The 20,997-nt window shown below is 69.9% G+C and carries 21 protein-coding genes, 1 tRNA gene and 3 pseudogenes; 16 read left to right on the top strand and 9 right to left on the bottom strand.

Annotated elements, in window-relative coordinates; genetic code table 11:
- Nucleotides 1-221 precede the first annotated feature (221 nt).
- Nucleotides 222-1,706 (bottom strand): helicase HerA-like domain-containing protein, encoded by a 1,485-nt coding sequence (locus ACZ499_RS00430; protein WP_468672026.1) that lies wholly within the window; start codon nucleotides 1,704-1,706, stop codon nucleotides 222-224.
- Between the two features lie 300 nt (nucleotides 1,707-2,006).
- Here ACZ499_RS00430 and ACZ499_RS00435 point away from each other — a divergent pair, with 300 nt between their 5' ends.
- Both ACZ499_RS00435 and ACZ499_RS00440 read left to right on the top strand, forming a co-directional pair.
- The gene (locus ACZ499_RS00435; RefSeq protein ID WP_053725882.1) at nucleotides 2,007-2,303 is read left to right on the top strand and encodes a type II toxin-antitoxin system VapB family antitoxin; all 297 of its coding nucleotides are present in this window, start codon (nucleotides 2,007-2,009) and stop codon (nucleotides 2,301-2,303) included.
- A 126-nt stretch (nucleotides 2,304-2,429) separates the two neighbouring features.
- Nucleotides 2,430-3,068, top strand: a complete 639-nt coding sequence (locus tag ACZ499_RS00440; RefSeq protein ID WP_468670641.1) for a LytR C-terminal domain-containing protein — start codon at nucleotides 2,430-2,432, stop codon at nucleotides 3,066-3,068.
- A gap of 610 nt (nucleotides 3,069-3,678) precedes the next feature.
- Here ACZ499_RS00440 and upp read toward each other — a convergent pair.
- Nucleotides 3,679-4,314 (bottom strand): uracil phosphoribosyltransferase, encoded by a 636-nt coding sequence (gene upp, locus ACZ499_RS00445; protein WP_385541324.1) that lies wholly within the window; start codon nucleotides 4,312-4,314, stop codon nucleotides 3,679-3,681.
- A gap of 123 nt (nucleotides 4,315-4,437) precedes the next feature.
- On the opposite strand from upp, the gene ACZ499_RS00450 reads away from it, so the two are divergent.
- From ACZ499_RS00450 to ACZ499_RS00490, 9 genes are all read left to right on the top strand, one after another.
- The gene (locus tag ACZ499_RS00450) at nucleotides 4,438-4,656 is read left to right on the top strand and encodes a hypothetical protein (RefSeq protein ID WP_385541322.1); all 219 of its coding nucleotides are present in this window, start codon (nucleotides 4,438-4,440) and stop codon (nucleotides 4,654-4,656) included.
- A 147-nt stretch (nucleotides 4,657-4,803) separates the two neighbouring features.
- Nucleotides 4,804-5,373, top strand: a complete 570-nt coding sequence (locus tag ACZ499_RS00455; RefSeq protein ID WP_385541320.1) for a tRNA adenosine deaminase-associated protein — start codon at nucleotides 4,804-4,806, stop codon at nucleotides 5,371-5,373.
- Nucleotides 5,374-5,417: 44 nt separating this feature from the next.
- On the top strand, nucleotides 5,418-5,846 hold the full coding sequence (gene tadA / locus ACZ499_RS00460) for a tRNA adenosine(34) deaminase TadA (protein WP_468672028.1): 429 nt from the start codon (nucleotides 5,418-5,420) through the stop codon (nucleotides 5,844-5,846).
- A 114-nt stretch (nucleotides 5,847-5,960) separates the two neighbouring features.
- Nucleotides 5,961-6,045 (top strand) — tRNA-Ser (locus tag ACZ499_RS00465).
- Nucleotides 6,046-6,453: 408 nt separating this feature from the next.
- Nucleotides 6,454-6,615 (top strand): hypothetical protein, encoded by a 162-nt coding sequence (locus tag ACZ499_RS00470; RefSeq protein WP_180357221.1) that lies wholly within the window; start codon nucleotides 6,454-6,456, stop codon nucleotides 6,613-6,615.
- A 64-nt stretch (nucleotides 6,616-6,679) separates the two neighbouring features.
- A complete protein-coding gene (locus ACZ499_RS00475; RefSeq protein WP_468670644.1) occupies nucleotides 6,680-6,973 on the top strand; it encodes a Dabb family protein in 294 nt (97 codons plus the stop codon).
- Nucleotides 6,974-7,222: 249 nt separating this feature from the next.
- Nucleotides 7,223-8,074, top strand: a complete 852-nt coding sequence (locus tag ACZ499_RS00480; protein WP_468412344.1) for an RNA polymerase sigma factor SigF — start codon at nucleotides 7,223-7,225, stop codon at nucleotides 8,072-8,074.
- Between the two features lie 234 nt (nucleotides 8,075-8,308).
- Nucleotides 8,309-9,265, top strand: coding sequence for an RNA polymerase sigma factor SigF (locus ACZ499_RS00485; protein ID WP_468670649.1), 957 nt, complete (start codon nucleotides 8,309-8,311; stop codon nucleotides 9,263-9,265).
- Nucleotides 9,266-9,536: 271 nt separating this feature from the next.
- Nucleotides 9,537-10,295: a hypothetical protein gene (locus ACZ499_RS00490; protein ID WP_468670652.1), complete on the top strand. Its 759-nt coding sequence runs from the start codon at nucleotides 9,537-9,539 to the stop codon at nucleotides 10,293-10,295.
- A gap of 33 nt (nucleotides 10,296-10,328) precedes the next feature.
- Here the strand turns inward: ACZ499_RS00490 and ACZ499_RS00495 are convergent, their stop codons facing one another.
- Entirely contained in the window at nucleotides 10,329-10,541 is a 213-nt protein-coding gene (locus tag ACZ499_RS00495; protein ID WP_468670654.1) for a hypothetical protein, read from the bottom strand.
- 274 nt (nucleotides 10,542-10,815) lie between these two features.
- Here ACZ499_RS00495 and ACZ499_RS00500 point away from each other — a divergent pair.
- The 3 genes and pseudogenes from ACZ499_RS00500 (at nucleotide 10,816) to ACZ499_RS00510 (ending at nucleotide 14,204) form a co-directional block, all read left to right on the top strand.
- Nucleotides 10,816-11,300 (top strand): annotated as a pseudogene (locus ACZ499_RS00500) (MarR family winged helix-turn-helix transcriptional regulator).
- A 111-nt stretch (nucleotides 11,301-11,411) separates the two neighbouring features.
- Nucleotides 11,412-12,920, top strand: a pseudogene (locus tag ACZ499_RS00505) (MDR family MFS transporter); the annotation flags it as partial.
- 189 nt (nucleotides 12,921-13,109) lie between these two features.
- Nucleotides 13,110-14,204: a DUF1152 domain-containing protein gene (locus ACZ499_RS00510; protein ID WP_468670656.1), complete on the top strand. Its 1,095-nt coding sequence runs from the start codon at nucleotides 13,110-13,112 to the stop codon at nucleotides 14,202-14,204.
- Between the two features lie 31 nt (nucleotides 14,205-14,235).
- On the opposite strand, the gene ACZ499_RS00515 is transcribed toward ACZ499_RS00510, so the two are convergent.
- Nucleotides 14,236-15,021: a GntR family transcriptional regulator gene (locus ACZ499_RS00515; protein ID WP_468670658.1), complete on the bottom strand. Its 786-nt coding sequence runs from the start codon at nucleotides 15,019-15,021 to the stop codon at nucleotides 14,236-14,238.
- 87 nt (nucleotides 15,022-15,108) lie between these two features.
- On the opposite strand from ACZ499_RS00515, the gene ACZ499_RS00520 reads away from it, so the two are divergent.
- Together ACZ499_RS00520 and ACZ499_RS00525 are read left to right on the top strand one after the other, a co-directional pair.
- The gene (locus tag ACZ499_RS00520; protein ID WP_468670660.1) at nucleotides 15,109-15,540 is read left to right on the top strand and encodes an NUDIX hydrolase; all 432 of its coding nucleotides are present in this window, start codon (nucleotides 15,109-15,111) and stop codon (nucleotides 15,538-15,540) included.
- Nucleotides 15,541-15,608: 68 nt separating this feature from the next.
- A complete protein-coding gene (locus ACZ499_RS00525; RefSeq protein ID WP_468670663.1) occupies nucleotides 15,609-15,986 on the top strand; it encodes an ATP-binding protein in 378 nt (125 codons plus the stop codon).
- On the opposite strand, the gene ACZ499_RS00530 is transcribed toward ACZ499_RS00525, so the two are convergent.
- From ACZ499_RS00530 to ACZ499_RS00550, 5 genes and pseudogenes are all read right to left on the bottom strand, one after another.
- Nucleotides 15,964-16,245, bottom strand: a complete 282-nt coding sequence (locus ACZ499_RS00530) for a hypothetical protein (protein ID WP_468670665.1) — start codon at nucleotides 16,243-16,245, stop codon at nucleotides 15,964-15,966. The genes ACZ499_RS00525 and ACZ499_RS00530 overlap by 23 nt on opposite strands.
- A 513-nt stretch (nucleotides 16,246-16,758) precedes the next feature.
- Entirely contained in the window at nucleotides 16,759-17,436 is a 678-nt protein-coding gene (locus tag ACZ499_RS00535) for a hypothetical protein (RefSeq protein ID WP_468672106.1), read from the bottom strand.
- A gap of 27 nt (nucleotides 17,437-17,463) precedes the next feature.
- Nucleotides 17,464-17,853 (bottom strand): annotated as a pseudogene (locus tag ACZ499_RS00540) (alpha/beta fold hydrolase); the annotation flags it as partial.
- Between the two features lie 444 nt (nucleotides 17,854-18,297).
- The gene (locus ACZ499_RS00545) at nucleotides 18,298-19,089 is read right to left on the bottom strand and encodes a TetR/AcrR family transcriptional regulator (protein ID WP_468670667.1); all 792 of its coding nucleotides are present in this window, start codon (nucleotides 19,087-19,089) and stop codon (nucleotides 18,298-18,300) included.
- Nucleotides 19,090-19,239: 150 nt separating this feature from the next.
- On the bottom strand, nucleotides 19,240-20,754 hold the full coding sequence (locus tag ACZ499_RS00550) for an MFS transporter (RefSeq protein WP_468670671.1): 1,515 nt from the start codon (nucleotides 20,752-20,754) through the stop codon (nucleotides 19,240-19,242).
- Between the last annotated feature and the right edge of the window lie 243 nt (nucleotides 20,755-20,997).

The following is a 20,997-nucleotide window of genomic DNA, read 5'->3' on the forward strand; positions in this document are numbered from 1 at the left end:
GGCACCGCCCCTTCAGGGCGCGGGGCTGTGACATGCGGCTCCGCCGCGTGGGCGCGACCAGCCACAGGCAGCCCACAGACGAACGAGGTCCGCGGCGGAGCCTCGAAGCGGGGTGCAGGGGCCGCAGGCCCCGCAACGGGGGTCCGGGGGCGCAGCCCCCGGGAGACCACCTCAACCACCCACCCACCCCCGGAGGGTTCAGGGAAGGGGCGGGGTGGGGGCTACCTGCGCCGGGTGCCGAACAGGGAACGGGAGATCTCGCGGCCCAGTTGCGTACCCACCGACCGCGCCAGGGAACGGAAGATCCCACTGCCGACCACCTGCTCGGCCAGGGACTTGTCGGCCCGCCCCTTCGGCGCCGAGGGAGATTCCGCCGAGGGGGAACCCAGCGCCGACTCCACCGCCGCCGCCTCCCGCTCCCTCTCCCCCGCCGACAGCTTCTCGAACGCCGACTCGCGGTCGACGGCCTCCGCGTAACGCCCGTACAGGAGGGAGGACTTGACCAGCCGGTCGAGGTCCTCCGCCGGCACCGGCCCCATCAGGGACTGCGGCGCCCGCAGCCGCGTCAACGCGACCGGCGTAGGCGCGCCCGTCTCGCTCAGGACCGTGATCACCGCCTCGCCCGTACCGAGCCCGGTGAGCGTCTCCTCCAGGTCGTACGGCGACTTGGGAAACGTCCGTACCGTCGCCTTCAGCGCCTTCGCGTCGTCCGGCGTGAAGGCGCGCAGCGCGTGCTGCACCCGGTTGCCCAGCTGCGCCAGCACATCCGCGGGCACGTCCTTCGGCGTCTGCGTCACGAAGAAGACGCCGACCCCCTTCGAGCGAATGAGCCGCACCGTCTGCGTGATCGACTCCAGGAACGCCTTCGACGCCCCGCTGAACAGCAGATGCGCCTCGTCGAAGAAGAAGACGAGCTTGGGCCGGTCCACGTCGCCGACCTCCGGCAGCCCGTTGAACAGCTCCGCGAGCAGCCACATCAGGAAGGTCGAGAAGAGCTGCGGCTTGTCCTGGACGGCGGGCAGCTCCAGTACGGACACCACCCCGCGCCCGTCCGGCCCCAGCCGCAGCAGCTCGCTGACGTCGAACTCCGGCTCCCCGAAGAACTCAGCCGCGCCCTGCTGCTCGAAGGCGGTGATCGACCGCAGGATCACCCCGGCGGTGACGGACGACAGCCCGCCGATCCCCTTCAGCTCGGGCTTGCCGACATCCGAGACCAGGAAGCCGGTGACCGCCTTGAGGTCCTTCAGGTCGTACAGCTCAAGGCCCTTGGAGTCGGCGTAGTGGAAGATCAGGCCGAGCGACTGCTCCTGCGTCTGGTTGAGCTGGAGCACCTTCGACAGGAGTACGGGCCCGAAGCTGGTGACCGTGGCCCGCAGGGGGATGCCGGCGCCGATGCCGCCGAGCGCGTAGAACTCGCAGGGGAACCCGGCCGCCTCCCATGTCTGCCCGACCTGCCCGGCCCGCTCCCGCACCTTGGGGGCGTCCTGCCCGGGCGCGGCGATCCCGGAGACGTCCCCCTTCACGTCCGCCAGGAAGACGGGAACGCCGTTGGCGGACAGCTGCTCGGCGAGGAGCTGGAGCGTCTTGGTCTTGCCGGTGCCGGTGGCTCCGGCGACCAGGCCGTGCCGGTTGAGCATGGCGAGCGGGATACGGACCGGCGCGTCGGCGTGGCACTGCCCCTCCCAGAGCACGGCCCCGAGCTCCATGGCGGGGCCGGCGAAGGCGTACCCGGTGGCGATCTCGGCGACGGGGGGAGGGAGGGAGACGGAGGAGGTCGCGGGCGGGGGCGGAGGCGCGGAGGCGGCGCGCGGCGCGGCGTCGGCGGACCCAGCCGCGCCCGGCGCCCCGCCCGGCATCGCACCCGGCGTCACCCCCGCCGACGAGCCCGGCGTCTCGTCGCTGTCGGTCATGGCGAGCCCCCAATGTCGGGTTTGCGGCACTCCGCCCAGGATCGCACTCGCGCACCATGGCTGCGCCCGGAGCCGCTTGCCCGGTAGGCTTTCCGTGTGATCTTCAAGCGCATCGGAAGCGGGCGGCCGTACCCCGACCACGGCCGGGAAAGCACCCGGCAGTGGGCGGACGTCGCGCCGCGCCCGGTCCGGCTCGATCAGCTCGTCACCACGAAGGGCCAGCTCGACCTGGAGACCCTCCTGGCGGAGGACTCCACGTTCTACGGCGACCTCTTCGCCCATGTCGTGAAGTGGCAGGGCGACCTCTACCTGGAGGACGGGCTGCACCGCGCGGTGCGCGCGGCGCTCCAGCAGCGCCAGGTGCTCCACGCGCGCGTGCTGGAAATGGACTGAGCGGCACCCTCCGACGGCCGTCCGGACTGATCCGGACTGATCCTTTCGGGCTCTTTACCGCTCATACGGCCGCCATCCATTGATCATTTAGTAGGCATCGCCACCAGGCCGCACTACGCTGCGCACATGAGCATGCTCACTCCCCCCGGCATGGGCGGAAAGTACCGCATCACGGGCGACAAGTACCCGCGGATGCGCCGCCCCCGCCGCCGCGGCCGGCTCCTGCTCGCGGCGGTCGCCGCCGTCGTGGCCCTCGGTCTGATCGGCTGGGGGACGATCCAGCTCATCGACGTCTTCGGCGGGTCGGACGACGCGAAGAAGGAGACGGCGGGCGCGAAGCAGGACTGCGCGCCCAGCCCGTCGCCGTCCACGGCCACCGCCGCGGCCGCCGCGCTGCCGAAGCCCGCCCAGATCACGGTGAACGTCTACAACGCGACGCCGCGGGGCGGCCTCGCCAAGGAGACGGCGGACGAACTCAAGAAACGCGGCTTCGCCATCGGCAAGGTGGGGAACGCGCCGGAGGAGTACGACAAGAAGGTCACCGGGAACGGGATACTGCTGGGCGCGCCCGGGGCGACGCGGGGCATGTTCTCGGTCCTGGGTACGCAGCTGAAGGGCACGACCCAGAAGACGGACGCCCGCTCGACCCCGGACGTCGACCTCATCCTGGGCTCGACCTTCCAGACCCTGGACCCGGCCCAACAGGCGGCCACGGCCCTGGCGGCGCTGGGAAAGCCGGCCTCGCAGCCGTCCGGCAAGTGCTAGGGCCTGTCCGGCGGATCTGGTCGCCCGCGAGGTGCCTCCGCCTTTCGGCCCTGGTGAGCGGGGTCCTGGTGCGATCCGCCGGACAGGCCCTGGCCCCCACCCCGCCCCTTCCCTGAACCCTCCGGGGGTGGGTGGGGGTTGAGGTGGGTTTCCCGGGGGCTGCGCCCCCGGACCCCCGTTGCGGGGCCTGCGGCCCCTGCACCCCGCTTCGAGGCTCCGCCCCGGACCTCGTTCGTCTGCGGGCTGCCTGTGGCTGGTCGCGCCCACGCGGCGGAGCCGCATGTCACAGCCCCGCGCCCTGAAGGGGCGGTGCCTGCGGCCCCTGCCCCTCTCCTCAAACGCCGGAGGGCCTGAAATGTGGCCGGGTCCCGTTCCTCGCCGCCGGACAGGCGGAGTTGCGGGCCCGCTTCTCGCACGCCGGAGGGGCCGGAGTTGCCTAAGGGGCGCGGGGAACTGCGCGAGCAGCCACAGATGAGCCGCAGACAAACACCGGGCCGAGAAGAGGCGCGGGGAACTGCGCGACCAGCCACAGATGAGCCGCAGACAAACACCGGGCCCGAGAAGGGGCGCGACCAGTCACGGACGGCCCGCAGACAAACAGCAGGTTGGCCTACTCCGCCGAGCCGTACATCCGGTCGCCCGCGTCACCGAGGCCCGGCACGATGTACCCGTGCTCGTTGAGCCGCTCGTCCACCGACGCCGTCACGACCGTCACCGGCGTGCCCGCGAGCTCGCGCTCCATGACCTCGACGCCCTCGGGCGCGGCGAGCAGGACGACCGCCGTCACGTCGTCCGCGCCGCGCCTGATGAGCTCCTTGATCGCCGCGACCAGCGTGCCGCCGGTGGCCAGCATCGGGTCCAGGACGTACACCTGGCGCCCGGAGAGGTCCTCCGGCATGCGCGTCGCGTACGTGGAGGCCTCCAGGGTCTCCTCGTTGCGGATCATGCCCAGGAAGCCCACCTCGGCGGTCGGCAGCAGGCGGACCATGCCGTCCAGCATGCCGAGGCCCGCCCGCAGGATCGGGACCACCAGCGGACGCGGGTACGACAGCTTCACACCCGTCGTCGGGGTCACCGGGGTCTCGATGTCGACCTGCTCGGTGCGCACGTCGCGCGTGGCCTCGTACGCGAGCAGGGTGACCAGCTCGTCGGCGAGGCGCCGGAAGGTCGCGGAGTCGGTGCGCTTGTCGCGCAGGGTGGTGAGCTTGTGGGCGACCAGGGGGTGGTCGACGACGTGGAGACGCATAACCCCACAGTAACCGGGCCGACGGCCCGCCCGCGCCGTCCGCGCTGGCATCAAACCACCCACCCGAGGGAAGGTGGGAGGGACTGACGAGGGACTGACACACCCCCGGGGCGGTGCCCACTCATGGCGGACAAGCAGGCGGACAAGCGGCCGGACAAGCAGGACGGCAGGGACGACACGGACGACGCGCGGCCCGAGAGCGCGGCCGAGCGGCGGCGGCGGCGCGCCCAGTTCCTGCGCGAGTTGCACGAGGCGAAGGCCCTGCGCGACCGCGTCCAGCCCCGCCGCGCCCGCGCGGCCCGTATGCGCCAGGCCATGCGCATGCGAACCTTCCGCTGGTGACCTGAGAAGCGACGGGAACGGACGCCGGGTAACGCGGCCGACGCGACGACCGGCGAAACGCAACCGCGGAAGAACTCTCGCAACGGCGTTGTTTCTGCAACGATTCCAGTGAAGCCACGGCCGGGGGGACCCCCAACCGGCACGCCTATGACCAGTGGGAGAGTCACGGTGTACTTCGCCGCACTGCTCGCGCGCACCGAAGACGGGTGGGAAGCGAGCGACACGGAGCTCGACGATGTGGAGACCCTCGCCGACCTCGCCGACCTGGCCCGGGAGGCCACGGCCGACGGAGCCGACGACACGGTCCTCGTCTTCATCGAGCAGGAGGATGTCTGGTTCGGCGTCGTCCGCTTGGACGGCGAGGAGGACCCGCGCATCTACGTCTCCAACGCCGCAGCCGCCGCCCGTTCCTCGTACGGAGAAATCCTCCTCACCGACGAACTGCTCGGCCGCGATCCTGCCTCCGACGACAGCGCCGACGACCTGGACGCGCTGGACCTCGACGGCACGGAGGACGGCGACCTCGACGAACAGGAGGACCCGGACGACGAAGCCGTGGACGCCCTCGACCCGGTGCCCGCGGGCCCGCTCGGGGACACCGCGATCCTCGCCGACCTCGGCGTGAGCGTGGGCCAGCTGCTCACGCTCGACTCGGACGCGCTGGTGGAGATCGCCGACGCGCTGGGAGCGGCCGAGGTGCTGGAGGCCGTGCGCTAGTGGCCGTGGCGCACGATCCCGTACGCGACCCCTGGGCGGAGCCGATGCGCACCGCCCTCGGGGAGGCCGGGCGGGCCGCGCTGGCCGGCGACGTGCCGGTCGGCGCCGTCGTCCTGTCAGCGGCCGGCACGGTCCTCGCCACCGCCCACAACGAGCGCGAGATCACCGGCGACCCCACGGGGCACGCGGAGATCGTCGCGCTCCGCCGGGCGGCGGAGAGGACCGGGGAGTGGCGGCTGACCGGCTGCACGCTCGTGGTGACCCTGGAGCCGTGCGTCATGTGCGCGGGCGCGCTGGTGCAGTCCCGGGTCGAACGGGTCGTCTACGGGGCGCGCGACGAGAAGGCGGGCGCGGCCGGGTCCCTGTGGGACCTGGTGCGCGACCGGCGGCTCAACCACCGCCCCGAGGTGATCCAGGGCGTACTGGAGGAGGAGTGCTCCCGCCAGCTGACGGCCTTCTTCCGGGAGCGCTGACCGGGCGTCGGCAGGGCGTCGGCCAAGCCGGTGGGCGGGCGGTGACCCACGTCTCACCCCGGTCGCCGCATACGGATTTCAAACCACGGGCCACCTTGGGCTAAGCTCTCTCTCGGTAGCGTGTCCGAGCGGCCGAAGGAGCTCGCCTCGAAAGCGAGTGTGGCGCAAGTCACCGAGGGTTCAAATCCCTCCGCTACCGCTCTCAGAAGGGCCCCGACAGCGTCGGGGCCCTTCTTGCGTGCCCCGGTGCCCGGCCCGGACGCGCGAAAGCCCGGCCGAGCACGGCCGGGCTTTCGCGTCCGGCACGGGGGAGCGGAACCGGGGGGGACAAGCCGTTCCCCCGACGGGAACGGTCCTGCAAGTCCATGCCGCGTTCGGGGGGAAGCTCGCTGCGCGGACCCCGCAGTGAGGCCCTGTTCCGGCCCCTCGGATTCCTGCCGGATCCGCTGGGCTCGGGAACCATCCTGCTCCCGCGTCACGTCCGTACCGTCCGGCGAAGGGCCCCGATCCGGGGGCCCTTGGACCTTAAAGACATGGTGAGGACGGCGGAAGTGGTGTTGGTTAGACTCACGCGAGCGCACAGGGGAGCCGGGGAGGGTGCACGCACGTGGACGTGAAGAAGGTGCTGCTCTACTGCGCGGTCGTCTTCGTGCTTTATACGATCATCACCTCACCCGTGGAGGCCGCGGGGATGGTCCAGACGGGGTTCGAGGGGATCTCCTCCGCCGCGAAGGGGATCGGCCAGTTCATGACCGAGCTGGTCCGCTGAGTCGCGAAGGGCTGCTCGTACGATCAGCGGCGGCGCTGACACGTACGTACGGCAAGGAGCACACATGATCCGCCATCTGGTCCTCTTCAAGCTCAACGAAGGCGTGGAGCGCGACGAGGCGCGCGTCGCCGCCGGGGTGAGGGCGTTCGAGGAACTGGACGGGCTCGTCCCCGAGCTGAGGTTCTGGGAATGCGCCTGGAACATCACCGACCGGCCCGTCGCGTACGACTTCGCCATCAACTCGGCGGTCGAGGACGCGGACGCGCTGAAGCGCTACCTCGAACACCCGGCCCACCAGGCCGCGGCCGGGCAGTGGCGCGAGTTCGCCACCTGGGTGATCGCCGACTACCCGTTCTGACGGCCGTTCCGAGCCGGTACGCGACGGGGCCCCGCATCCGAGTGGTGCGGGGCCTTTCGTGTGCCCGAGGGCCGGTGCCGGGCAGGCCAAATGCCCAACTTGCCCTCAACACGTGGTTATACGGTGCTTGCACACAGTGGACATGTCTTGTGATGCTATGACCGCTTTTGACGGATGAGTCGACGATGGTTCGACCGAAGTTGACCGCGACATTGACCAAGCAGTGACCGCGAAGGGGTGGCGTTGACCGTGCCGGCCAGTACCGCACCTCAAGTGCCGCCCCAGAACGAACCCCAGGAGCCCCCCGAACGCCACCGTACCCCCGTACGGACCAGCACCCGGGGCGCGGACACCCGGGCGCTCACCCAGGTCCTCTTCGGGCAGCTCAAGGGCCTGGAGCCGGGCACTCCGGAGCACCACCGGGTGCGCGGGGCGCTGATCGAGGCGAACCTGCCGCTGGTGCGGTACGCGGCGGCGCGGTTCCGCTCCCGCAACGAGCCGATGGAGGACGTGGTCCAGGTCGGCACGATCGGCCTGATCAACGCGATCGACAGGTTCGACCCGGAGCGCGGGGTGCAGTTCCCCACCTTCGCCATGCCGACGGTGGTGGGCGAGATCAAGCGGTACTTCCGCGACAACGTACGTACCGTCCACGTCCCGCGCCGGCTGCACGAGCTGTGGGTCCAAGTGAACGGCGCCACCGAGGACCTGACGACCGCTCACGGCCGCTCGCCCACGACCGCCGAGATCGCCGACCGGCTGAAGATCGGCGAGGACGAGGTGCTGGCCTGCATCGAGGCGGGCCGCTCGTACCACGCGACCTCCCTGGAGGCGGCCCAGGAGGGCGACGGCCTGCCGGGCCTGCTCGACCGGCTCGGCTACGAGGACCCGGCCCTTGCCGGGGTCGAGCACCGCGATCTGGTCCGCCACCTCCTCGTACAACTGCCCGAACGCGAGCAGCGGATCCTGATGCTCCGCTACTACAGCAATCTGACGCAGTCCCAGATCAGCCAGGAGCTGGGCGTGTCCCAGATGCATGTGTCCAGGCTGCTGGCCAGGAGCTTCGCGCGGCTTCGATCCGCAAATCGAATCGAGGCATAACCGGATCGAGTGATCCACGTCCGGGTGAACAATCCGGCGGCAAAACCGGCACACCCCCTGCTAACTGCACGGATCCACACCTGACTTGTCGACATGTCACTACAGCGCGTTGCCGACATGTGACATTCTGCTGGAACCGCGTTTGCCGCAGCTCCGCCTCCGGTATTCAGGTGGAGGCTGCGTTCCTCCGATGGTCGTGGCCACCGCGACCGTCCGCGACCTCAAGGGGGTGGCATGTCCGCAGAACAGGGCAGCTCAAAGGTGCAGGTGCTCACGCTCATGAAGAGCGTGCCCGCGCCCGATGTGCGCGAGAGCCCGGAAGCCATCGACACCTGCGCCGTGCCCGGCTCCCCCGAGGCGCTCGACTCCGCCGGCCCGGCGCCGTCCGGCACCGCCCCCCGGCGGGAGGCGACGCGCTCCCACGAGCCGCTGGACACCCGCACGCTCTCCCGCTCCCTGTTCCTGCGGCTGGCCGCGCTGGGCAGCGAGGAAAGCCCGGAGCGTACGTACGTACGCGACACCCTGATCCAGCTGAACCTCCCCCTCGTCCGGTACGCGGCGGCCCGCTTCCGCTCCCGCAACGAGCCGATGGAGGACATCGTCCAGGTCGGCACGATCGGCCTGATCAAGGCGATCGACCGGTTCGACTGCGAACGGGGCGTCGAGTTCCCGACGTTCGCGATGCCGACGGTGGTCGGTGAGATCAAGCGCTTCTTCCGCGACACGAGCTGGTCGGTCCGGGTCCCGCGCCGCCTCCAGGAACTCCGCCTCGCGCTGACGAAGGCGAGCGACGAACTGGCCCAGAAGCTGGACCGCTCACCCACCGTTCCGGAGCTGGCCGCGGTCCTGGGCGTCTCGGAAGAGGACGTGGTGGACGGCCTCGCGGTCGGCAACGCGTACACGGCCTCCTCCCTCGACTCCCCCTCCCCCGAGGACGACGGCGGCGAGGGCTCCCTCGCTGACCGCCTCGGCTACGAGGACGCGGCCCTCGAAGGCGTGGAGTACCGCGAGTCCCTCAAGCCCCTCCTGGCCAAACTCCCCCCGCGCGAACGCCAGATCATCATGCTCCGCTTCTTCGCGAACATGACGCAGTCCCAGATCGGCGAGGAGGTGGGCATCTCCCAGATGCACGTCTCCCGCCTCCTCACGCGGACGCTGGCGCAGCTGCGGGAGGGGTTGATCGCGGACTAGGCGTTACGGGGGCGGTGTGCCGGGGCACCGTCGCTCGCGGGGCGCGGCCTTGGCTGCGCCACCGCTTGCCTGGCGCGCTCGCGTGGCGTCGGCTCGCGCCCCCCAGCTGCGGGCATGCGTGCCGCCGGGGACTGGGGTCCCCCCTGCTCCTCAAGAGCTGGGGGGAGGGTGGGCACAGCGGACCCCCGCGCGCGCGGGTAAGCGCACTCGCCCTCGCCTCAGCCCCCGTCCCGGGGTTCACAATTGACGGTCCGTCAGGAACACTGGCGCGATGCGACGTGTTGCGTTGATCGGCGTATCGGCGGCCGCCACGCTCGCGCTGGGCGGCGCGCTGGCCGCCTGCGGCGGGGAGGGCGGCAAGCCCTATGTGGCCGTGGGCGCGGAGGCCACGCCGAGCAAGGCGGTGCCGCCCCACGGCAAGGTGGAGCTGGTTCCGCTGGACGGGGCGGGCGCCACGCCTGGGGGTCGGAGTGCGGCGCCCAGCAGCCCGCAAACCCGTAGCGGCGGCGGTACGGCGGGGGCTCGCGGCGGTACGGCAGAGGCCCGTGGCGGTAGCCGCAGCGGAGGCGGCAACGGTTCCGCCGGAGGCGGCACAGCGGGAAGCAGCGCCACCCCGGGCACCAGCGGCGGCAGCACCCCCGGCGGCGGCCCCACCACGGGCGACAGCACCGACACCCCCAGCACGGGCGGCACCCCCACACCCGTGCCCACCCCCACCCGCACCACCCCCGCCGCCCTGACCCTCGGCGCCCTCGCCCGGACCCCCACCCCCACCCGCTGGTGCGAATCCGTCACGATCCCGGTCCGCAACACCGGCGGCACCCCCGTGAAGCCGGGAACGCTCACGTTCGCGACCCACATCATCGGCCTGCTGGGCGTCGACTGGGCGACCATCACCACGGAACAGCCCCTCGCACCCGTCGCCGCGCACACCGCGACGTCACGTACGTACACCGTCTGCGTGGACTCCTGGCGCGTACCGCTCGGAATGCACATCGAGACCCGTACGGTCACCGCCGACTGGCGCTGAGCGAAACGGGTCTCGACAGGAGGTGCGGGAGGGTCAGCCCAGCGCGAGCCAGGCGACGCCCGCGAGGACGGCGAGTACGACGACGATGCCGACGATCAGGCCGACGCGCGGACCGGCCGGCGCCGCCGCCGGGGTCGCCGCCGCCGGGCGGCCCTGCGGCGCGCCCTCGTCGACGAAGGCGCGGAACATCTGCGTGCTGCCCGCGGGGTCGTAGTTGCCCTCGGGGCCCGGGGTGTTGTGTGCCATGCACGGGACCCTAGCGAAGTCCCGGGTTCCGCCCAACCCCCGCCCCCGCGTGCCCCGGCACACACACCACACGCTCACGGCGTACGCACACCGGGCGCGAGCGCCTCCCGACCCCTCCCACCTGCGCATTGACTTCCCATATGCGAACACTTTGCATTTACTTTACTCACGCCTCTGCCCGTTCGCTTGCCTTCAGCAACCAATCAATCCTATGGTTGCCCTAAGCAACGAGATCAATGAGTCAATGAGCCCACGAGTCGATGGGGGGAGCCCGATGGCCGCGCAGAGCCACTACGAGGAGCTGGCCCGCCAGCTCAGCGCCATCGGGGCCGTCAAGCGCGGGCTCGGCCGGATCCTGCCCGCCGAGTGCCCCGCCGGGGCCGCCGCCGTACTCACGCTCCTCGGCCGCCACGGCGAGATGCGGATCAGCAGGCTCGCCGAACTGCTCGACGTAGACATGTCGGTGACGAGCCGTCATGTCACGCACGTGGCCGCGCGGGGCTGGATCGAGCGCGACCCGGACCCGCTGGACAAGCGCTCCCGGATCCTGCGGCTCACCCCGCCGGCCGCGCCATGCTCGACGAGCTCGGCCGGCGCACGGCGGAGATGTTCGCCCGGACCCTGCGGGACTGGTCCGACGACGAGGTCGGGCAGCTGAACGCGATGCTCGGGCGGCTCAGAGAGAGCTTCAACTGCCGCGAGGAGCCGTTCGCGCCCGCCGCACCCCTCACCCGTACACCCGCCGCACAACAGTCGTAACAGACGCACCAGAGAAGGAAGTTCATGGCTACATCCACACCGGCCGGTGTGCGGGACGGCCGCGCCGCCCACGGAGGGCAGCCCCACCAGGGGGCTGCCGGCGACGCGCCGATGACTCACCGGCAGATCATGGAGGCGCTGTCCGGGCTGCTGCTCGGCATGTTCGTCGCCATCCTGTCCTCGACGATCGTCTCCAACGCCCTTCCGCAGATCATCGGCGATCTGGGCGGCGGCCAGTCCGCGTACACCTGGGTCGTCACGGCCTCGCTCCTCTCGATGACCGCGACCACCCCGCTGTGGGGCAAGCTCTCCGACCTGTTCAGCAAGAAGCTGCTGGTCCAGATAGCCCTGGTCATCTACGTCAGCGGTTCGGTGATCGCCGGGCTCTCCCAGAACGCGGGCATGCTGATCGCCTGCCGCGTCGTCCAGGGCATCGGCGTCGGCGGCCTCTCGGCGCTCGCCCAGATCATCATGGCCGCGATGATCGCGCCGCGTGAGCGCGGCCGGTACAGCGGCTACCTCGGTGCCACGTTCGCGGTCGCGACGGTCGGCGGACCGCTGCTCGGCGGCGTGATCACCGACACGGACTGGCTCGGCTGGCGCTGGTGCTTCTACGTGGGCGTGCCGTTCGCGGTCATCGCGCTGATCGTGCTCCAGAAGACGCTGAAGCTGCCGGTGGTGCGGCGCGAGGTGAAGGTCGACTGGGCGGGCGCGTTCTTCATCAGCGCGGCGGTCTCGCTGCTGCTGGTGTGGGTGACGTTCGCGGGCGACAAGTACGACTGGGTGTCCTGGCAGACGGCGGCGATGGTCGGCGGCTCGGTGCTGCTCGGCGCGGTCTTCGTGTACGTGGAGTCGAAGGCGGCCGAACCGATCATCCCGCTGCGGCTGTTCCGCAACCGCACGATCACGCTGGCGTCGCTGGCGTCGTTGTTCGTGGGCGTGGCGATGTTCTCGGGAACGGTGTTCTTCAGCCAGTACTTCCAGCTGGCCCGAGGCGAGTCCCCCACGATGTCCGGGGTCCTGACCATCCCCATGATCGCCGGCCTGTTCATCTCCTCCACGGTCTCCGGCCAGGTCATCACGAAGACCGGCCGCTGGAAGGCGTGGCTGGTGAGCGGCGGCGTCCTGGTCACGGCGGGTCTCGCGCTGCTCGGCACGATGCGCTACGACACGGCGTACTGGCAGCTCGCGATCTACATGGCGCTGATGGGCCTCGGCATCGGCATGATGATGCAGAACCTGGTGCTGTGCACGCAGAACCAGGTCTCCGCGGCCGACCTCGGCTCGGCGTCGTCCGTGGTGACGTTCTTCCGGTCGCTGGGCGGCGCGGTGGGCGTGTCCGCGCTCGGCGCGGTGATGGCGAACCGGGTCACGCACTACGTCAAGGACGGCCTGACCGACCTCGGCCCGCAGGCGGCGGGCCTGGGCGCCGGGGGCGGCGGCATCCCCGACCTCGACAAGCTCCCGGCGCCGCTGCGCACGGTCATGGAGAGCGCCTACGGCCACGGCGTGGCCGACGTCTTCCTCTACGCCGCGCCGTGCACGCTGCTCGCCTTCTTCGTGACGCTGTTCATCAAGGAGGTCGCGCTGAAGTCGCGGTCGGAGCAGGCGCCGTCGGCGGGGAAGTAACCGGACTCGGGTGCCCCGAGCGGAGGCACCCGACAGGGGCGGCAGGCAGGGGACGGCCTGCCGCCCCGATTTTTCGTCTCTGGGGCTGTGGCCCCGGTCCTTGTTGATCCACTCCAAGCGGCTATGGCCACCAGCCGCCGTAGGAGGAACGGCCAGGCGACGGGCCCGTAGGCTGAGGGCATGACGAGGTTGATCGTCGCAGCGGGAGGAGGGGGCGACGCGGTCGCCGCCGCAATGCTCGACGCCGCCCTCTACGGCGACGAGGACCGGGCGGTGATCCTCACGTACGCGTGGGACCGCCTCCTGATCGATCCGGTCCCGGGCCCCCGAGGGGCGGACAACTTCACCGGCCTCGTCCAGCTCACTCCGGCCGTCTGGGCTGTCCCAGCAACGGCCCGCCCAATCGCCCCCGCAGGCTCGACCCTTCCCCGACTGGCGACGGAACTGCCCCACACCTTCACGCTCATCGACCCGCACAACGGCGCCGAGGGCATCACACGCCAGCTCGAAGAACTGGTCCGCCACCTGTCGCCCACCTCGATCGACCTCCTGGACGTGGGCGGCGACATTCTCGCCCGGGGCGACGAGCCGACGCTGAAGAGCCCACTGGCCGATGCGCTCACGCTCGCCGCGTGCTGCCAGGTGAACGCCCCCATCCGGCTCCTGGTGGCGGGCCCGGGCCTGGACGGCGAACTCCCTGTGGACGACCTACGGCCCCTGTTCGGCACGCTCGTCCACACCTTCACGCGCCAGGACGTCGAGCAGATCAGCGCGGTCCTGGAGTGGCATCCCTCCGAGGCGACGGCGATGCTCGCGGCGACTGCCCGAGGCGTACGGGGAGTCTGCGAGGTGCGAGACGCGGGCCTCGCCATTCCCCTGACGGACGAGGGCCCCACTGTGCACCAGGTCGACTTGGACCAAGCCCTCAGCCGCAACGAGCTGGCCCGCGCCACCATGGCGACGACCAGTTTGGGCCAGGCCGAACGTCACAGCCGCGAAATCTGCGGCCACTCGGAGATCGACTACGAACGCGCCAAGGCCGCCCGGCTGGGTCGCCCAACCCCGAAGAAGCTCGACCCAGAAGCCGTCCTGTCCCAACTCGCCCAGTTCGAGGCGGAAGCCAGGAGCCGCGGAGCAACCCACACGACGTTCCGCCACATCACCGAGGCGCTGAACCTCGACGGCACCCAACGCGCCGAACTACGCCAACTCCTGATCAGCCACAGCCCCGACCAGTACACGGCACCTCTGTGGCGGGTCGCAGCCGAGGCCTGAGAGCCCACCGCCTCCTCGGGTCCAAGTGTTTTCACGTAGCCGGGAGTTGGTAGGCGAGGACGAAGGCGTCGGCGGCCATGACGGTGTCGCAGACCTCGACGGCGCGCCCTTCGGTGTCGTACGCGGTGCGGATCAGGTGGATGACGGGGACGCCGGTCGCGAGGTGGAGCATGCGGACTTCCTGCGGGGAGGGCATGCGGGCGCGGATCTCCTCGTCGAAGTGGTCGAGGCGGTGGCCCTCCTCCTCCAGGCGGGCGTAGATGCCGCCGGGGCCGGGGTTGGCTTCGGCGATCTGCGTGCCGCGCGCGATGTCGAGCGGGAGGTACGAGGTCGCGAACTCGACCGGGCGGCCGTCGATGAGGTAGCGGCGTCGGCGGGTGAGGACCTTGTGTGGGGAGCCGAGGCGGGCGGCGATGTCCTGGGAGGGCTTCTCCTCCTTCACCTCCAGGCCGTCGACCTCGGAGTGCACGCCCGCGGCTTCGGCCTCGACGGTGAAAGCTGACTTGCCCTGGTCGCGGTGGCGGCGGGCGAACCGGTCGGAGGCGAGGCGGCGTACGGGCGGCCGGGGACGTACGAAGACGCCCTTGCCGTGCTCGGAGACCGCGAGCCCTTCCCCTTGGAGGATGGAGAGGGCGTTGCGAACGGTCATGCGGGAGACGCCGTAGTGATCGACCAGTTCGGTCTCCGAGGGCAGCTTGTCGCCCTCGCGGAAACGGCCCTTGTCGATGGATTCGCGCAGGTGGTCGGCGATCTGGCGGAAGACGGCGCGGTCACTGGTCGGGTCCAGCGCGCCCAGAAGGCCGGACGGGAGAGCCATGCGCGTACTCCTTTGGATATCTAGACGAGCAGGTGACCTGGATCGCTATGGTGGAGAGCCTAGCCAGACCCGGGAGGGCCGAGGAACGTGAGCACCGATCGCCCGCACTCCGTCAGCGTCGCCGGCGTCATCGTCGACGACGCGGGCCGCGCGCTGGTGATCAAGCGGCGCGACAACGGTAAGTGGGAGCCGCCCGGCGGCGTGGTCGAACGCGACGAGACCCTCCCCGACGCCCTGCAACGCGAAGTCCTGGAGGAGACCGGCATCAAGATCGCCCTCCCGGCGATGTTGACCGGCGTCTACAAGAACATGACCGGCCTGGTCGTCTCCCTGGTCTTCCGCTGCGAAGCCATCGACGGCGCTCCGACGGTCGGCGACGAGACCCGCGCACTGCGCTGGGTCACCCGCGAGGAAGTGGTCGAGCTCGCCGACGAGGCGTACGCGATCCGCGTCCTGGACGCACTGGATCGCATGTCCCCGCCGGCCGTCCGCACACACGACGGCGTTCGACTCATCTAGCACGAGCCCCGTGAAAACCCGGTCCATGGGCCGCCTACCAGCACGGAGTAACTTGTATGGACGAGTATATGAGTAGAGCGAGAGTCTGGGGGATGATCTGCCCAGGTTCCCCGGAGGAAGTGGCCCGCGCGCGGCGCTGGGCCCGGGATGTCTTACGGGAGCACCCCCGGGTCGACGACGCGGTCCTGGTCGTCAGCGAGCTGGGGACGAACGCGCTGACGCATACGGCGGGGCATGCGCTGCGGGTGATGCTCACGGTGGCCGAGGGCCGGGTGACCGTGGCGGTCACGGACTCCGGCGGGGTCCCGCAGGGACCGAAGGTCACCGAGGCATCGGAAGAGGCCATTCACGGGCGGGGGTTGAGTATCGTCATGGCGCTCGCGATCCGCTTGGCGGTGACGGGAGACGAGGCGGGTCGGACAGTCACGGCGGAGCTCCCGTGCTGAGGGGGCCGGGGTTCCTGTGCGAGTTCTCGGCCGAGCGCCGGGATACGGGGGAGCGCGTCAACGAGGCGGCTCTGGAGGTCGACTCGGTCGAGGCGGCGGTGCGCTGGATGCGGATGGCGGTGCGGACGGCGCTGCCGGGGTTCGGGGGCGAGACGCTGCGGGCGGCGCGGGCGTTCCTGGCGAACGGGCAGACGGCGGAACGGGAGCTCCGCGAGAAGCAGTTGACGACGCTGACCCTGGTACAAGGTTCCTTGGCCATGACGTGGCTGGTCAGCCCCATACCGGCGGGCGAGCGCCGACGGATCTGCGTATGGCCCCGGGCAAAGGCCCCACCAAGGGGGGCGGCGCCCAAGGGGCCAAGACCAGCAACGAGCCATGAGGTACAGGGGATACCGCACCGAAGGCCAACGGCGCTTTGGGTTACCGATCAGGCCGGATCATGGTGACGGCGACCGGCGGACCGTCCCGGCATGATCCGCAAACGCCCTCCGGCCCGCTGATCACGTGGGCCAGCCCAACGCGGACACACGACCGATGGGTGGGGAAACCCGTCGTGGCTGGGGCGGTCGGCTCCACGGCTTTAGGCAGCCACCATGGGGCGAGCCTCGAAGATCATGGCCCAACGTCGTGCTTACCGGGCAGATCAACAACCTGCCCGACTCGCCATCAGCTTAATGGACCATGATCACTCTCCCCATGGCAGCTCCCGTCCAAAGCCGCTCCGTCGGTGGCTCGCTTCCCGGCCTTGCGAAATGGCGAGAGTCGAAATGATTCAAGAGTTACGAACGACTCCAACGATCTCGCGAATCACTCGCTCGTCATCATAAAGTCGCGAATGCGCCAGCTTCCTTTGGCCGTCAGAGAGAAAGGGCTCCAGCTGCAGCAAAACAGATTTCCCTGGAGGGGTGGCCTCAACGGAGCTAAAAGCAAAGAGACTAACAAAGGGTCCATCTGCGCCAAATACTAGCGAAGCGCCCAGGAGCAGTGTAATCAGCGAGACGAGAGCGAGTCCCGGCAGAGCAAAAAGGTACTGCATCATAAATCCGAGTTTATGAATATCCAGTGCGACCGAAATGATGAGTGCCGCTTGTACCGTCATGAGGATGAATCCCCATAGTCTGAAGCTCCCCAGGAGGCGACTCGTCACGCCAGCGAGCCACCCGACGAACTGCCCTGCAACCAGCACCGTCGACGCTTCATCGCCAGCCGACCTGATCACCGTAACGTGACCGGCGTCGACGGATGGCGAATGGATAGAAGACATCAAATTTCCACGGAACCCCGGCCCCAGCTTTTCCCTGTGCATGACTAGCCCGACCACACAAAAGATAATTATGGAAACAAATAGTGCCGCGAATATTGCCTGCGTCCACAATAGTGGCGTCGAAAGTCCAGCAGCTACAGCCGAGCACCCCATCAGGACCGCAAGGATGCCGAAAAGTACAGTCATGGCAGTCTGGTAAAATGGCACGACGCGCCCGCGGGAATGAATGAACGGAGTGCCGAGCGCGATGACCGATATTCGCGCTCCGTCGACAGTTAGACCATTAATCGCCGACATGGCCCGCAGGGCTACATTTCCACCGTGACTGTGCGCAACTACGAAATGTCGAGAGTTCGGAGAATTCCGAATCTGCATCTCTAGGTGGGTGGCAAGTTCGTCTGTTGCGTGATTCCTAGCCCGGTGCGAGTTCCTGCCGGACCAAGAGAACGGGATCACGCGGCACCCTGCTGTCGTCAGTGCAACGTGCAGCGGGCTATCACTCAAGGTCCAGGCTGCGTTGCGGGCGTAGGTACCGTGCACCAGTGTGACGACAGTTGCGGCCTTAGACGTGCGGCCCCTACTTCTGCTTACGCGCTTCCCCATAGGGTGCACCGTACCGACCGCCGTGCACACTCACGGCAGCAGCGACAGACGAGCACGCACGCGGTAGCCGTGCGCCTCACTGCCATACGGGGGCAGGGGGAGCCAGCTCTTCTCCCCCGCCAGCAGTACAGCAGCGAAGTACCGCAACCACAGCAGCCATCAGCGACTTGACCCATCCCAGTAGGACCTTGTTGCGGTCGATATGACCACTGGCGACCGACCTGCATAGAGCTACGGATCAGAAGGTTGCAAGCTCAAGCCCTGTCGAATCCACGACAGCAACCAAGAGGGCCCGGGAGATCTCCTCAGGCCCTCTCGCATTGAGGCGTCCACCCACGCCCACTCCCCGCTCGCCCGTCCGGGCCCACCCCTCCACACCGCCCCGGAGGGCTGGGAAAGGCGCAGGGAAAGGCAGGGAAGGCGCCGGGAAGAACAACACCCCGGTCACCGCTCCCGCTTCGCCTCGATTCCCGCGATCAGAATCTCCAGCGCGAACACGAAGTCCCGCTCGCGCATCTCCTCCACCGTGTCCCCGCCCCGCGCCTCCATCAGTTCTTCCGACAGCTCCAACACCTCGTGGAGGTCGGGGCGTTCGCGCAGGGCGCCCATCGCCTGGGCGAAGTACTCGTCCTGGGTGACTCCGGCCTCCGCGCACCGGGCGACGAAGTGGCCTTCGATGGTGCCGAAGCCGTACACGAACTGGAAGACCGCCGACAGCCCGCCGGTGATGCCGTGGGCCGGCAGCCCCGAGCGGCTGAGGATCTTCTGCGCGGCGTTGGCGAACTCCATCGAGCGCGGCCCGATGTTGAGGTACCGGCCGACGAGCGGCGACACCCAGGGGTGGCGGACCATGACCGAGCGGTAGCTCACGGCGAGTTCGCGCAGCTGGTCCCGCCAGTCCGCGCCCGCGTCCGCGTCCTCGCCCTCCACCTCCGGCACCCGCATCTCCCCGAACACCGAGTCCAGGGCGAGTTCCAGCAGGTCGTCCTTGGTGTCCACGTACCAGTACAGCGACATGGCCGTGACCCCCAGCTCGCCCGCGAGCCGGCGCATGGAGAACTTCGCCGGGCCCTCCGCGTCCAGCAGACGCACCGATTCCGCGATGATCCTGTCCCGGTCGAGGGAGGTCGCGGTCGTCGGCTGGTCGCTCCTGCGGACGCGGCCCGCCGGTTTGCCGCCCTCCAGCCACACGCTGGTACGCGGCGGATTCTTCGCGCCGTCGGCTGCAGACACCATGGCGTGCCCTCCTCGTGGGCCGTCGGACTGTCTGTACGTATACGTACGACAGTCGTACGGCGTTTCCTGCGGCGGTAGTGGGGTGGGGCCGTACGGCAGCGTTCCCTCTCGGCGCAGCCGAGCGGAATGCCGCCGTCCGACCCGTAGATGCTATGCCGCAGGCACAGGCTCCACCGTCGCGCCACCGCGCTCCGCCCGGGCGAGCAGCGCCGCCGCGAGCAGGCCGCCCGCGAGCACCGCCGCCGCGCCGACCAGCTGACTCGTCTCCAGGCCGGAGGCGAACGCGTCCGAGATCCGGGAGCGCTCGGCGTCGTCGCCCGCCGCCGCGAGCGCCGCCGGGAGCGAGGCCGCGCCGACCACGGACGGGACCAGCGCCGCGAAGCGCGAGTTGAGGACCGCGCCGAGCACGGCCACGCCGAGCCCGTTGCCGAACTCCGCCAGCGTGCCGTTGACGCCCGCGCCCACGCCCGCCTTCTCCGGCGGGATCGCGCTCATCAGGGTGTTGGCCATGGCCGGCATCGAGACGGCGATGCCCGCGCCCATCACCACGAGGCCGAGCAGCATCCCGCTGTAGTGCTCGCGGCCGAGCACCGCTATCGCCGCGAGTCCGGCCGCGTTGGCCGCCATGCCGACCGCGATCGTCCTGGGCGTGCCCAGCTTGGGCAGCAGCCGCGCGCCCACGCCCGCCACGTTCAGCGCGATCACGCTCAGCGCCAGCGGCGCGATGCGCAGACCCGCCTCCAACGGCCCGTACCCGAGCACGAACTGGAGGTGCTGGGTCAGCAGGAACAGCGAGCCGCCCATGCCGAAGGCGACCAGGATCGAGCCCGCGACCGCGCCGGTGAACTTCTGGTTGCGGAAGAAGTGCATGTCCAGCATCGGGTACGGGATGGACAGCTCCCAGCGGGCGAACGCGGCCAGGAAGACCAGGCCCACCCCGGCCGAGGCCAGCACGTGCGCCGACGTCCAGCCGTGGCCCGGGCCCGAGATGATCGCGTACACCACTCCGGTCATACCGACCGTCGAGAGCAGCGCGCCGAGCAGGTCCGGCCGGTCGCCCAGCGGGTTCTTCGACTCGGGGACCAGCATCAGCACGGCCACCAGGCCGATCGCCGCAACCGGGATGTTGATCAGGAAGATCGCACCCCACCAGAAGTGGTCGAGCATGAGGCCGCCGATCAGCGGCCCGGCGGCGAAGCCGAGGGAGTTGACCGTGGCCCACAGACCGATGGCCTTCACCCGCTCCTCGTTGTCGAAGATCTGCACGACGACGGCGAGCGTGGTGGTCATCAGGAGCGCGCCGCCGACGCCCATCCCGGCGCGGGCGGCGATCAGCTGCCCGGCGCTCTGGGAGAGTCCGGCCGCCAGCGAGCCGAGGCCGAAGAGCGCGAGCCCGGACGCCAGCATCTTCTTGCGGCCGTAGCGGTCGGACGCGCTGCCCGCGGTGAGCAGCAGCCCGGACTGGACGAGCGAGTACGCGTTGATCATCCACTGGATGTCCGCGGTCGAGGCGCCGACCGACGTGGTCAGGGAGGGGATCGCGACGTTCAGGACGGTGTTGTCGAGCAGCACGGTGAGCTGGGCCAGGCAGATGACACCCAGTATCAGCCAGCGCTGGGGGTGCCCCGTGGGGGCGGCCGTCGGGTCGGCGGCGGTGGCCGTCATGCGGGCTCCTAGTGGAGTTGTACAGCGTATGGGGACGTTGCCGTACACCGTAAGGGAAAGCCTTGTACGGTGTAAAGCTCATTTCCCGGGAGCCCGCGGAACCTGCGGAGCGACATACAAAAAGGGGGCGGTGGTCCGGGTCGCCCCCGGACCCCCGCCCCCACCGACGGCCTCTCCTTTGCGGGGGTCGTCAGGTCGTCGAAGGTGGCGCTCCCTCCAGCTACCTTTGTGAAAGTGGTCCAC

Source organism: Streptomyces sp. NPDC031265 (genome assembly GCF_055570295.1).

What these genes read in the sequence shown, in the direction of transcription:
- ACZ499_RS00430 (WP_468672026.1), bottom strand. Translation starts at nt 1,706, where the DNA reads ATGGAGCTCGGGGCCGTGCTCTGGGAGGGGCAGTGCCACGCCGACGCG.
- ACZ499_RS00440 (WP_468670641.1), top strand. Translation starts at nt 2,430, where the DNA reads ATGAGCATGCTCACTCCCCCCGGCATGGGCGGAAAGTACCGCATCACG.
- upp (WP_385541324.1), bottom strand. Translation starts at nt 4,314, where the DNA reads ATGCGTCTCCACGTCGTCGACCACCCCCTGGTCGCCCACAAGCTCACC.
- ACZ499_RS00450 (WP_385541322.1), top strand. Translation starts at nt 4,438, where the DNA reads ATGGCGGACAAGCAGGCGGACAAGCGGCCGGACAAGCAGGACGGCAGG.
- ACZ499_RS00455 (WP_385541320.1), top strand. Translation starts at nt 4,804, where the DNA reads ATGACCAGTGGGAGAGTCACGGTGTACTTCGCCGCACTGCTCGCGCGC.
- tadA (WP_468672028.1), top strand. Translation starts at nt 5,418, where the DNA reads ATGCGCACCGCCCTCGGGGAGGCCGGGCGGGCCGCGCTGGCCGGCGAC.
- ACZ499_RS00475 (WP_468670644.1), top strand. Translation starts at nt 6,680, where the DNA reads ATGATCCGCCATCTGGTCCTCTTCAAGCTCAACGAAGGCGTGGAGCGC.
- ACZ499_RS00485 (WP_468670649.1), top strand. Translation starts at nt 8,309, where the DNA reads ATGTCCGCAGAACAGGGCAGCTCAAAGGTGCAGGTGCTCACGCTCATG.
- ACZ499_RS00490 (WP_468670652.1), top strand. Translation starts at nt 9,537, where the DNA reads ATGCGACGTGTTGCGTTGATCGGCGTATCGGCGGCCGCCACGCTCGCG.
- ACZ499_RS00495 (WP_468670654.1), bottom strand. Translation starts at nt 10,541, where the DNA reads ATGGCACACAACACCCCGGGCCCCGAGGGCAACTACGACCCCGCGGGC.
- ACZ499_RS00510 (WP_468670656.1), top strand. Translation starts at nt 13,110, where the DNA reads ATGACGAGGTTGATCGTCGCAGCGGGAGGAGGGGGCGACGCGGTCGCC.
- ACZ499_RS00515 (WP_468670658.1), bottom strand. Translation starts at nt 15,021, where the DNA reads ATGGCTCTCCCGTCCGGCCTTCTGGGCGCGCTGGACCCGACCAGTGAC.
- ACZ499_RS00525 (WP_468670663.1), top strand. Translation starts at nt 15,609, where the DNA reads ATGAGTAGAGCGAGAGTCTGGGGGATGATCTGCCCAGGTTCCCCGGAG.
- ACZ499_RS00530 (WP_468670665.1), bottom strand. Translation starts at nt 16,245, where the DNA reads ATGGCCAAGGAACCTTGTACCAGGGTCAGCGTCGTCAACTGCTTCTCG.
- ACZ499_RS00535 (WP_468672106.1), bottom strand. Translation starts at nt 17,436, where the DNA reads ATGACTGTACTTTTCGGCATCCTTGCGGTCCTGATGGGGTGCTCGGCT.
- ACZ499_RS00545 (WP_468670667.1), bottom strand. Translation starts at nt 19,089, where the DNA reads ATGGTGTCTGCAGCCGACGGCGCGAAGAATCCGCCGCGTACCAGCGTG.
- ACZ499_RS00550 (WP_468670671.1), bottom strand. Translation starts at nt 20,754, where the DNA reads ATGACGGCCACCGCCGCCGACCCGACGGCCGCCCCCACGGGGCACCCC.